At 60.8% G+C, this 11,896-nt stretch carries 9 protein-coding genes; 6 read left to right on the top strand and 3 right to left on the bottom strand.

What is annotated here, in order from left to right:
• Positions 1–38 precede the first annotated feature (38 nt).
• Together M1D34_RS21470 and M1D34_RS21465 are read right to left on the bottom strand one after the other, a co-directional pair.
• Positions 39–878, bottom strand: a complete 840-nt coding sequence (locus M1D34_RS21470) for a sulfotransferase family protein (RefSeq protein WP_498784326.1) — start codon at positions 876–878, stop codon at positions 39–41.
• A 323-nt stretch (positions 879–1,201) separates the two neighbouring features.
• Entirely contained in the window at positions 1,202–2,554 is a 1,353-nt protein-coding gene (locus M1D34_RS21465; RefSeq protein ID WP_498781848.1) for a lipopolysaccharide biosynthesis protein, read from the bottom strand.
• 421 nt (positions 2,555–2,975) lie between these two features.
• Here M1D34_RS21465 and M1D34_RS21460 point away from each other — a divergent pair, with 421 nt between their 5' ends.
• From M1D34_RS21460 to M1D34_RS21445, 4 genes are all read left to right on the top strand, one after another.
• Positions 2,976–4,226 (top strand): polysaccharide biosynthesis/export family protein, encoded by a 1,251-nt coding sequence (locus M1D34_RS21460; protein ID WP_498781846.1) that lies wholly within the window; start codon positions 2,976–2,978, stop codon positions 4,224–4,226.
• A 62-nt stretch (positions 4,227–4,288) separates the two neighbouring features.
• Positions 4,289–4,969 (top strand): sugar transferase, encoded by a 681-nt coding sequence (locus M1D34_RS21455; RefSeq protein WP_498781844.1) that lies wholly within the window; start codon positions 4,289–4,291, stop codon positions 4,967–4,969.
• Between the two features lie 50 nt (positions 4,970–5,019).
• Complete coding sequence (locus M1D34_RS21450) at positions 5,020–5,706, top strand: PIG-L deacetylase family protein (protein WP_498781842.1); 687 nt, start codon at positions 5,020–5,022, stop codon at positions 5,704–5,706.
• Between the two features lie 69 nt (positions 5,707–5,775).
• Positions 5,776–6,966, top strand: coding sequence for a DegT/DnrJ/EryC1/StrS aminotransferase family protein (locus M1D34_RS21445; RefSeq protein WP_498781840.1), 1,191 nt, complete (start codon positions 5,776–5,778; stop codon positions 6,964–6,966).
• A gap of 37 nt (positions 6,967–7,003) precedes the next feature.
• On the opposite strand, the gene M1D34_RS21440 is transcribed toward M1D34_RS21445, so the two are convergent.
• Positions 7,004–7,846, bottom strand: coding sequence for a sulfotransferase domain-containing protein (locus M1D34_RS21440; protein WP_498781838.1), 843 nt, complete (start codon positions 7,844–7,846; stop codon positions 7,004–7,006).
• A gap of 504 nt (positions 7,847–8,350) precedes the next feature.
• On the opposite strand from M1D34_RS21440, the gene M1D34_RS21435 reads away from it, so the two are divergent.
• Together M1D34_RS21435 and M1D34_RS21430 are read left to right on the top strand one after the other, a co-directional pair.
• Positions 8,351–9,541: a glycosyltransferase family 4 protein gene (locus tag M1D34_RS21435; protein WP_498781836.1), complete on the top strand. Its 1,191-nt coding sequence runs from the start codon at positions 8,351–8,353 to the stop codon at positions 9,539–9,541.
• A gap of 202 nt (positions 9,542–9,743) precedes the next feature.
• Complete coding sequence (locus tag M1D34_RS21430) at positions 9,744–11,864, top strand: mechanosensitive ion channel family protein (RefSeq protein ID WP_498781834.1); 2,121 nt, start codon at positions 9,744–9,746, stop codon at positions 11,862–11,864.
• Positions 11,865–11,896: the final 32 nt, after the last annotated feature.

Raw genomic sequence — 11,896 nt, 5'->3', positions numbered from 1 at the left:
ATGAAAGGCCCGCTGACCTGGCAAAGCCGGGCCGGAAGTCATTTCTCGGGGCTTCTGTTCCTCAGCCAATCCGTCAGATCCCTTCCGACGAGGGCGCCGAGTTTTTCCGTTTCAGGCGCGAAGTAATCGGTCATCCGCTCGCGCAGGTCATGGCTGAGCGGTGCGTATTGAAGCTCGCCGGCAATCAGCGACCGCAGTTTCTTGAAGCCGGTATTCTGCCGGAATGGAGCAGCCACGGGCTTCAAGGGACGCAGGAGACGGCGGAGGGTCGGATTGACCACCGGTTCCGATTTGTCCTTCACCTTTTTTGCAAGCGGCTTCAGTGGAACATCGGCTTCGAGCCTGAGGAAGCCGCGGACGCGGGCGAGTTGGACGCGGGCATCGACCTTCAGGTCTTCGTAGAGGAGCACCAGTAGCTGCTCTATGGGGAAGCGATCGAGATAAACCTGCAACTGCTGGAAATAAAGACCACCGTTCAGGAAGCGCCCGCCGGCTCCATGCCTTGGGTCGAGGTACTGGGCGATGTCACGCCCGACCTCAGCGCGGCGATAAAGCATGCAGTAGTCGGAATAGGCCCGGTCAACCGGATTGCGAAGCTGCGCTATTAGGCGGGCCTGGGGCAGTTTTTCCTTTATTCTCTCCGCCGCCTCCGGCACATCCATGTAGGAGTTGGATTTTTCGCCACGCAGCTGCCGGTGCTCCTGGCCCGCGAAATGTTCCAGATACCATTCGTCGCCGCGGTCGTAATAGCGGCTGAAATAGTGCAGTTCCGGATCGGGCATGAATATGCCCGGGTCCTGCTGCAACGATTGCTGAAGCCACGTCGTCGCGCTTTTCGTCGCTCCGATGATCAGGAAGTCGATATCCCGCATTTCCATCTTTGGCCCTCTCTCGATCGCCTCACAGGGCGATTGCACCGAAACGATCGGTTCGCCGCCCCGCAAGGGGCTTTGGTCCTGGGTCAAACAGTGCTTCCGAAATGCGCTAACGTGAACGAGGTGCCGCTACGGCCGGCCGTCGGTATGAATGTATAGGTTGAGGTTCCGTGGCGAAGCAGCAGAATTTGCGCGAGAAATCCGGAAAAGCGACCTCAGTTTAAGTGTCAATCCCAGCAATAGTTGAAATGAATAAAATCTAGCGGCGAATTTCACAGAAAAACATGCCGGAGGCAAGATGCTTCTTTAACTTTGCGCTTCGAGTCTCAGGGCGCAGGGGTTCGGCGGTAGCTCAGCATCATCGTCGACAGCCAGATCGAGGCCATGACAATGTGGGCGACGTTCGCCCCCATGGCGCCTATGACCGGAATGAGGGCGAATGCGGTCGCATGAAAGCCGATCGCTGCGATCGTGACGCTGCGCAGTATTTCGTTTTCGCGTCCCATCGCGAGAAGTGCCGAGCGGATGACCGCGCCGCACAGGGTCATGGTCACTGCGACCGACTGCACGACGACGAGGGGGCCCGCAGCTGCGAAATCAGGACCGGCGGCCCAGGTGAGCAGTGGACCGATCACGAGGTAGAGACCGCCGATCAGAAGCAGGCCGAAACCGAGAAGCAGTCCCTGCATCTGTGCGACTGCGCGGTGGAAGGCGCTGAGCGCCTTGGTAGCCCATGCCCGGGCGAGCTCCGGATAGAGGACCGCCTGAACCTGCACGCCGGCCTGCTGCGCGATCCGGCCGATGCGTTTGGCGATATGATACAGTCCGGCTGAGGTCGGATCGGCAAGATAGCCGACGAGCAGCGTGTCGAGCTCATTTGCGCTTGAACGAATGGTGAGCGAGAGGTTCGCCGAGATCGCGAACTTCCACAAACCCGGAAACCGCTTGGTAATGCCGTGAAGCGGAGCGCTCATCAGGCCCGAAAGGACGCCCTGCCGGCGCAGTTCGGCCAGCGAAAAAAGCACCAGGACGACTGTGCCGATGATCTGAGCCGCCATCCAGATCAGCGCGAATTCGAACAGGCCTGCGCCGGTGGCGACGCCGATGGCGCAAAGAACGACCCGGAGCACGCTCGTGACGACCTGGCCATAGGCGATCGCCATGAAGCGTCCGTAGAGGCGCAGCACGGCGGTCGGCATGCCGGAGACCTGGAACGGCAGGACCGTGCAGTAGAGGATGGCAAGGTTCGCCCCGTCTCCCGATATGCCGAACCAGGGCGCGGCCACCAGAATGAGCAGGACGGCAACCAGCCATCCCGCCAGGGCCGCGGAAATATCGAGCAGCAGGCCGAACTTGAGCAAGGCCCGAAGTTCGGTCGCATCGTCGGCGTTCTCCGCGAGCGAATGCGCACCATACTTGATCAGTGGCTGCCACGACTGGAAGCTTACGATCCGCTCGACCGCGCGCGTGTAGGAGAAGCATAGCGCGAGGATGCCGTAGCCCGCCGGGCCGAGCGCCCTGGCTGTGAGGGCAAAGCCGATGAGGCCGATGACCGAGCTCAGAATGTTTCCCGTGAGCAGGTGCGCAATGCTTTGCAGGCGCTCCAGCATCGTTTTCTCTCGACTGAGAATTTGCCGCAAGCCACCGATTTTCTTGAGAAGCTTTTTTCGGAACGCCACTGGAACCGCCTATGATTTAAGAGATAAGATAATAGGTATATGCAAATGCTTTGTGCGGAGGCGGCAGTCGCACGCCGCTCAGCGGCGGACCATCCGCCCATGATTTCTCGTATAGCCTTGAGTGAAGCTCGTCAGAGGAAGAGCCGGTGAAAACCGTGCCGACAAGCTCGCAAGCCGTCGGCATTTGTCGCAAGGTTAACCGCCCTTTCCCCCGCCAATGCTCCTCTAAAAATGCAATAAGTTTCTGCAACGGTTTGAAATATTATGAAATTTTCATCCATGAGAGGAATGGCTCAAGGAGCAAATCCAACAATGAGGCCGCGAATAGTTAAAAACCTTTGACGTGACAGCGCGTCGAAGAATATAGTCGCCCAATATTTTTTGGTAGAGTTTTCTTTATTCCTTTTTTGGAGGCTGTGAGATGGGGATTTCACCGGCCGTTTATAGGACCATTTTGCCCCGTTGGAAGCTTGGGGCGTTCCTGCTGATGGTTCTTTGGGCGCTTGCGTTCTCGATGATTGCGTCTATGCCCGCTCAGGCCGGTGATTACCGGCTCAACTCGGGAGATGTTCTAACCTTCGACTTCCTTGACGATGCCGAGCTGCCGGTTACCGCGACCGTCTCGGGCGCCGGCGTGGCGCAATTTCCGCTCATCGGCGGGGTCGAGGTCGTCGGGCTCACGGTGCCGGAGGCGCTGGCGAAGCTCCGTAGCGAGTACCGCAGGCGCGACGTTCTCGTCGATCCAAAAATCTCTCTCGATATTTCGACTTTTCGGCCGATTTTCGTGCTCGGAGAGGTCAAGACTCCAGGCTCGTTTCCTTTCTACAGCGGGCTGACCGTCGAGCAGGCCATCGGTCTGGCCGGAGGCATGCAGGTCGCTGCGGCGAGCGCATCCGACCGGATCGTCGCACGCGCCCGTCTGCGTGCGGAGGCAGAGGCCGCAAACGCCGAGATCGTCCACGAGGCCATCTATGCGGCGAGGCTCGTGGCTCAGTTGAAATCCAGCGACAAGATTGACCTCGCCGATGTGCCTGAGGTGGCACGCGACTATGTGACCGGCGTGCCCCTCGGTGGCGTGATAGAGCTCGAAGAAAAGATTCTGAAGGCGGACCTCGCCGCAAACAAGTCGCAAGCGCAGATCCTGTCCGAGGGCATAACCCAGTCCGAAGGCGGCATCGAAATAATGAACCAACTCATCCTGCAGCAGAAAGACGTGGTCCAGAACAGCAAGGAAGATGTGGAGCGTATCGCTACCTTGCGCAAGCGCGGGCTGAACACCGAAAGCGATCTTTCCCGCGCGGAGAACAATGCTTCGGCCGAACAGGCCCAGCTGCTCGAGACCTTTGCCACACTTGCGCGATCGCGCCAGGAGTTGAGCGGGTTGAAGCTGCAGCTCGCAAAGCTTGCAGCCGACCGTGAGAAGGACATACTGACGCAGCTTCAGGCGCGTGAGATCGCTATCAAAAAGCTGATTTCTGGAAAGCATTCCGCCGAAGAGCAGATACTCCTCATGGCTGCTGTGGCCGAAGACGAGTCCAAGAAAAATCAGATTTCTTACACCTATGAGATTCGCCGGAACCCGGTCGGCGGTACGCCGATCAGCATAAAGGCGTCGACCCTGACCGAACTCGTTCCGGGCGACGTGCTCATGGTGTCAATTGCCGGAATGTAAGACTTAATTTCAGAGATTTTGAAAACACGCTCTATGCGCTTCTGCGCCAAGGGAATATTGAGTTGAAAACCTACAGAGAACCTGCGGCCGTCAGCTTCGGCTTGCCTGCCTCCTTGGGATTTTACCGTCTCAAGCGTTTTTTCGATTGCCTGTTTGCCGGAACCGTTTTCGTCCTGTGCCTGCCGCTGATGGCGGTCACGGCAGTGGTCGTTTGGGCTGCCCTCGGCTTGCCGCTGTTCTTCACCCAGGCGCGTGCCGGTGCGGGGATGGGCGTCTTTACCGTTGCCAAATTCCGCACGATGACAGATGCGCGGGCGCCTGACGGCACGCTTTTGCCGGATGCGCTGCGGCAGACCGCCGCAACCGCTGTGTTGCGGCGGCTGCGCTTCGATGAGCTGCCGCAACTCATTGCGGTGCTTTCCGGCGACATGTCGATGGTAGGTCCGCGCCCGCTTCCCTTGGCGATCGTCGCCGGCTTCGGCGAACTTGGCCGCATGCGTTGCCGCGTAGCCCCGGGCATGACCGGCTGGGCACAGGTAAACGGCAATACGCGGCTTTCGGACGAGGAGAAGATCGCTCTCGACCTCTGGTATGTCGCACATGCCAGCCTCTGGCTCGATGCGCGGATCCTCCTGTTAACCCTGAAGACGCTGGTCACCGGCGAGCGGGTTCATGCACGGCATCTGCAAGAGGCCAGGGAGTTTCTTTCGCGTCGTCTTGGCGCAGAGACGCCAAAGGCGTGATGCGGCGGATGAACACGCCAAGGCAGCAATATTTTTGATCAGGAGGTTTCATGGGTGGCGGGCAGATATCTTTCGGGCGCACTTTGGTCGTGGCGCCGCATCCCGATGACGAGGTGCTCGGCGCAGGCGGGACGATCGCGAGGCTCGCGGCCGAAGGTGAAGAGGTCTTCGTCGCGGTCGTGACGGAGGGAAAGCCTCCCGCCTTCGATCCGGAGGCAACTGCCCGGATACAGGCAGAAGCGAGGCAAGCGCACCGTGCCTTGGGGGTGACGGAAACCATATGGCTCCGGCTGCCGGCAGCACAGCTCGCCGAAACGGCGCATGCGACCGTCAATGCCGCCTTGCTCGAGCTCATTCACCGGTTGTCGCCGCAAACCGTCCTATTGCCCTTCGTGGGCGACATGCACATGGACCATCAGTTGACCTTCACGTCGGCGCTGGTCGCCTGCCGGCCGCACCAGGCGGAATTCCCGAGGCTCGTTCTCGCCTACGAGACCCTGTCGGAGACCAATTGGAATGCGCCCTACCTGTCTCCGGCATTCGTGCCGAACGTCTTCGTCGATATCAGCGAACATCTCGAGGCAAAGCTCAAGGCGATGGAGTTGTTTGCTTCCCAGGTGCGCCAGCCGCCGCATGAGCGCTCGATCGCGACCCTCAGGGCGCTGGCGACCTTGCGCGGTGCGACCGTGATGCGGCAAGCGGCGGAAGCTTTCGTATTGATCCGGCACGTCGTTTAGGTCGAGCGACGGCGCCATACGGAATTTCTCACTATTGCCATAAGACCCCAATTCAAATCGGAGGGACAGATGGGACGCTGGCCGGTTTACGACGAGGAGCAGATCGAGGATGTCGTGTCGGTCCTCAGATCTGGCGAGGTGAATGCCTGGACGGGACCGCACGTACGCAACTTCGAGGCTGCCTATGAGCGCTTTCTCGGCGTAAAACATGCGGTGGCTCTCGCCAACGGAACGGTGGCGTTGGACCTCGCGCTCTTCGCGCTCGGACTTGAACCGGGCGATGAGGTCATCGTGACGCCGCGCAGTTTCATTGCCTCGGCGTCCACGGTGCCGATGGCGGGTGGAGTTGCCGTTTTCGCCGACGTCGACCGCGAGAGCCAGAACATCACCGCGGAAACCATAAAGGCGAAGCTGACGCCGAGGACCAAGGGCGTCATCGTCGTGCATCTGGCCGGCTGGCCCTGCGACATGCCCGCAATCATGGCGCTTGCGCGCGAAAAGGGCCTGTGGGTGATAGAGGATTGCGCTCAGGCGCACGGGGCCGAAGTCGACGGCCGGCCGGTCGGCAGTTTCGGTGATATCGCGGCTTTCTCCTTCTGCCAGGACAAGATCATCACCACCGGAGGCGAAGGAGGGCTCGTGGCAATGAACAACGACGAGCTCTGGAAGAAGGCCTGGAGCCGCAAGGACCACGGCAAGTCGTATGACGCCGTCTACAACAAGGAGCACCCTCCGGGCTTCCGCTGGCTGCATGAGTCCATCGGCACCAACTGGCGCATGATGTCGATCCAGGCGGTCATGGGATCGCGTCAGTTACAACGCCTGACGGAATGGCGCAGCATAAGAGCGCACAATGCGGCTATTATCGCCAGAGCGGCCGAGGAGATCGAGGCATTGCGCACGCCCTTGCCGCCCCGTGGGATTCAACATGCATGGTATCGGTTCTATACATTCGTGCGGCCGGAGCGCCTGCAGCCCGGCTGGAGCCGGGACCGGATCATTGCCGAGATCAACGGCGCCGGCGTTGCCTGCTTCAGCGGCAGTTGCTCGGAAATCTACCTGGAAAAGGCCTTTACCGACCTCGGCATGGCGCCTGCGCAGAGATTGCCCGACGCACGGGAGCTCGGCGAAACGAGCCTGGCCTTCCTGGTCGATCCCGCGCTCGATACGGCGGCAATGGAGAAGGCGGCGCATGTCCTGCGGGAGGTGTTTGCAACGGCCAGCATCGGCAGGCGAGTCCTCGATGCCGCGCGGCGTTAGGGCAGGTCCATCCGGAAGTGGAGGCGCAGGTGCCGGATCAGACGTTCAGTCCCGTGTGGCCGACGAGACGTTTGGCGGCCAGCGTCAGATCGGCCGAGCACAAGCGCTCGACCTCCGCGACCTGCGCCTCGTCCAAATAGTCTCTGAAGCCGCCCGCCTTGCCACGCCGCATGCGCAGACTTTCCACGTCGCTCCGATCGTAGTCATGAGCCGGAATGCCTTCTACCCGCTCTCTGTCCTGCATCGCCTCGAAGCGCCCAGCCTCTACCGCTGCCCGGAGCGCCGTTCGATCGACCGGACAGCCGAGGAATTCGAGTACCGCTTCGGTTCGTTCTTCCGTGTCGGCGGAGAGGCCTTCATAGCTCAGAACGAAGTGCGCGCGATTGGACAGACCGCCTGCCCAGCGATTGAGATAACCGATCATCTTGGGCATACCTTGGTCACGGTCCTTTATGAACTCCGTAAGGGTGCCGGCGAAACGGTGTTTGTGCCGGGTGGCGTGGAAGTAGGCCGAAACGATCACATCGCGGGGGTCTCTTACCATCATTATGACCGGGCGCCTGAGGAACAGGCTGGCGCGAAAGTCCAGGTGGCTGACGAGGATCGCCGGGATCGTGCCCTTCGCCTCGCGGAAGCGGTAGCCCGGCATGCCGCGCACCGGGTCGAGATCGAAATTCGGTACGATCGAAAACATGTTATGAAGGTCGATCGGCTCCGGCACCCGCGAGATTGCCGCGAGATAGTGAGAAAGAACGTATCGAAACCAGGTGCGGCCCGATTTCGGATAGGAGATCAGGAAACTGTCGGCTTGAGCGGCATAGGCGGTAAGCCGCACCCGCTTCTCCACTCGACGCCATGCCCGCCTGAGAATGCTAGCCATCGTCTGTTCCTCAAATCGAGATCACCGCCGCGCAATACACGCATGGGTAAATGTAGTTTTAGTGCGCTGATTGCGCTGAATAGAACAATATGTCGTTTCAGAAATAATTCTATATCCCATTTCTCGATGGGATTTCGACTGCAAAAAGGAAATTCTTTCGGTGGGCAGTGGCAGTTCGTGTTGTGTGGTATTGATTCTTCGAAACAAATAAATAAACTTGCTCTGCCGGTCATCCCAAGGCTGGCAATTTCAGGCATTCGTTTTTAGCAATTTGAATATGAAATGAAAAACACGCATTCTGTCAATAACGTGCTTGCATGGGGCGTGAGGCGCGCCCGTAAACATTCCAATCAGCATTGATGAAAATCGTGATGCTTTGCATCGCGAAGGGCGGAGTGGAGGCACCATATGGCGTCCCTTGTACGAAGAAGAACTGTTGCTGCGGCCGCAGCCATGACTCCTGTCCGTGACGCTCGCCGGACTGCAGGGGTGGGGCATTTCGAAATGAATGACAGTTCGAACTCCCCTGCGCTTGAGGCGTCGAATATTTCCGGAGCGCGTGTGACAATCGTCCTTCCGGGCCTTGGCGCCGGAGGCACGGAGCACGTGGTAAATCTGGTCGCCAACCATTGGGCCCGGCTCGGCTGCGTGGTGACGCTGATCACTCTCGAGCCGCCGGATGCGACGCCTTACTACGAACTGGATTCGAAGATCGCAATCAAACGTCTCGATTTGCCGCCGCAAAAAGCTGGGAAGATCGAGGCGGGATTGCTCGTGCTCAAGAGAATTTATCGCCTGCGCTCCGCCATTCGCCGCTCGCGGCCCGATTTCGTCTTGAGCTTCCTGACCCGAACGAACGTGCTGACGCTGCTGGCGACGATCGGGCTGCCGGCTCCGGTCATCGTTTCCGAGCGCAACAATCCCGCGCTGCAGCCTTTCGGTCCAGTCTGGAAATGGGTTCAGCGCCGCCTGTATCCGCGCGCGTTCGGTCTCGTGACGATGACCAAAGGCGCTCTCGACTATTTTCCGGAGAAGATGCGCAGCAGGGGGTGGGTGATCGCCAACGCCGTCGACCTGCCCGGCGAATGGCAGAAGAGACGCGGCAGCAATATCTTGACCGCGGTCGGCCGGCTCACGCGTCAGAAGGGCTTCGATCTCCTGATCGAGGCATTTGCGCGGATTGCCTTGAGGCACCCTGAATGGAAGCTCGTCATCTGGGGCGAGGGCGATGACAGGAAATCGCTCGAGGCACTGCGGGATGCACTGGATCTGAAGGGTAGGGTTGAGTTGCCGGGCGTGACGCAAAGGCCGGGGCTATGGGTGGAGACGGCCGACGTCTTCGTCTTGTCGTCCCGTTACGAGGGATGGGGCATCGTCTTGCTCGAGGCCATGGCTGCGGGACTTCCCGTGGTTTCCTTTGAATGCGAGTGGGGCCCCTCGGACATGGTTAATCATGGCGAGGATGGGCTACTCGTTCCCAGCAACAATGTGGATGCGCTTGCCGACGCCTTGTCCAAGGTTCTTGGCGACGCAGATCTCAGAAGCCGTCTTGCTGCAAATGCCGAGGCGAGCGCCAAGAGATACTTGCCGGAACGAATACTTTCGCAGTGGGACGCAGTCGCTTTGTCGGCCCTGAAACATTCGGCCCGCGAACATGCCTCCACAGTGTCGGCCGCCGAACACGGCTCGGCTTGAGCCCGGACCATAATGCCGGAGAGCTTTGCGCCGGCCAACAGCGCCGCGCGTTTGACGCGCAAAGGTCGCTGCAGCACTTTGATCGGCTGGCGCTAGGCCTTGAACCACGCATCCATCGGGGTGCAAGGGATTGCCGGGTGACGCATATGTGTTGATATGCCACTATCATCGCCGAGTGGTCTGGCGATCAGGGGGCTATCGCATGGGTGCAGGTGTAGGGCGCGTCGCAGCAGGCTTTTTCTCGTTTCTCCTGCTGATCTTTGTTTACGCGTGTCCCTCGGCGGCTCAAGAGCCGGGGACAGCGCCTCCGGCCAAGGTGCAGCAGCTCATCCAGTTGCTGGACGATCCTGAGGTCCGTCAATGGATCGAGACAAGGAAGGGGATCGAGACCAGGCAGGCGGCCTCCGCGCCCGTTGCCGTCACGCCGCCCCAGAGCTTCGCTTCACGCTGGATGGCCGAGGCCAGGGGGCACCTTACCGCGCTTCTGAACGCCGCGCCGCGTGTGTTGCCCGAATGGCAGGCGGCGAGAGACCGCGTGTCCGGCGACATGCAGAGCCAGGGAAGATTGCCGATCATCTGGGCTTTTGCCGTGGTTCTGCTGATCGGCTACGGCGCCGAGTTCCTTCTGCGCCATCTCCTGCGGCGCAGTGCCAGCCGCAACAACACGCAAACGGGAAGCGGGCTGGCGGCCTTCGTTCGCATCGCGCCGCTTGTCGCCTTCGCCATTGCTGCCGTCGCTGCTTTCGTGATCGCCGATTGGCCGCGCAACCTCGGGGCAGCGGTCGCGCCGCTCCTGATCGCCTGGATCGTGGCTCGTCTTCTGATCGCGATCGCATCGGCCGTGTTGACGCCGGCCATCGCGGCGCGCGCCGCCACGGATCAGGCGAGGCCGTATGTATCGCTTTCTCCGCATAGTGCCCGTTACTGGCTCAGGCGGTCCGTGCTCTTCATCTGCACCGTCGCTTTCGTATGGGCCATCGGCGATATGATGCGGGCGCTTGCGTTTCCCGAAGACGTGCGCAACCTCACGGGCGCGGTCCTCGGGCTCGTCCTTCTCGGACTGGCGATCGACACGACGTTGCGCCGGCCGGTTGCCGAGATGGCGCCCGCGCGCCGCATCCTGCGCAATGCCTTGATCGTTTCCTTCCTGGTCTTGCTCTGGTTCTTCTGGGTTGCAGGCATGGAGGTGCTGTTCTGGCTCGGCGTTTATGCCCTCGGTCTGCCGCCTCTGCTGCGCTTCACCAGCGCCGCGACCAGGACCATGCTGGATGCTGCCGCGGCGGAGGACTTCCGCGTCCTGCGCAATGTTCTGATCGAGCGAGGGGCGAGGCTCGTGATCATCGCGCTCGCGGCCGTATGGCTTGCCATGGCCTTCCGCATCAACGGCGCGCAGATGATGCAGGACGATGCCTTCAACCGCATCTTCCGCGGCGTGCTTGCCGGCATCGTCATACTGCTTGCGGCCGATCTCGTCTGGCAGCTTGCCAAGGAATCCATCAACGTACGCATGGCGCGCGCCAGCCTGACCGTGCAGGACTCCGCCGAGCTCGCGCGCAATACGCGCCTGCGCACGCTGCTGCCGATCCTGCGCAATTTCCTGGCGGCCTTCATCGCGGTCGTCGCCGGTATGATGGTGCTTTCGGGCCTCGGCGTCGAAGTCGGCCCGCTGATCGCCGGCGCCGGCGTTTTCGGCGTTGCCATAGGCTTCGGCTCCCAGACGCTCGTCAAGGACATCATCAGCGGTATCTTCTACATGATGGACGATGCCTTCCGGGTCGGCGAATATATTCAGAGCGGCAGCTACAAGGGCACGGTGGAGTCCTTCAGCATCCGCTCCGTCAAGCTGCGGCATCACCGGGGACCGGTGTTCACCGTGCCCTTCGGCTCACTCGGCGCAGTGCAGAACATGAGCCGCGACTGGGTCATCGACAAGTTCCTGATCAATGTGTCCTACGACTCCGACGTCGCCAAGGTGAAGAAGGTCGTGAAGGGCATCGGGGCCGCGTTGCTCGAAGACCCGGAGCTCGCGCCGATGATCATCGAAACGGTGAAGATGAAAGGCGTCGAGCAGTTCGGCGATTACGGCATAACCCTGAGCTTCGCCATGAAGACCAAGCCGGGCCATCAGACCCAGGTCAGGCGAAGGGCCCAGGCCATGATCAAGGAGGCCTTCAAGACGAACGGCATCCAGTTCGCGTCGCCGACGGTCCAGGTGGCCGGAGACGACGCGCAATCGGGGCCCGCGGCAGCTGCCGCGACACGCGACGCGATCGCCAAGAAGAACGCGGCACTCGCCCAGGGCGGGGAGGCAGCGGCGGAATAGCCGGGGCGCGCTGCAGCCGGGGCGTCGTCGGG

Source organism: Ensifer sp. D2-11 (assembly GCF_054161295.1).
This window is presented reverse-complemented; position numbering and strand designations above follow the sequence as displayed.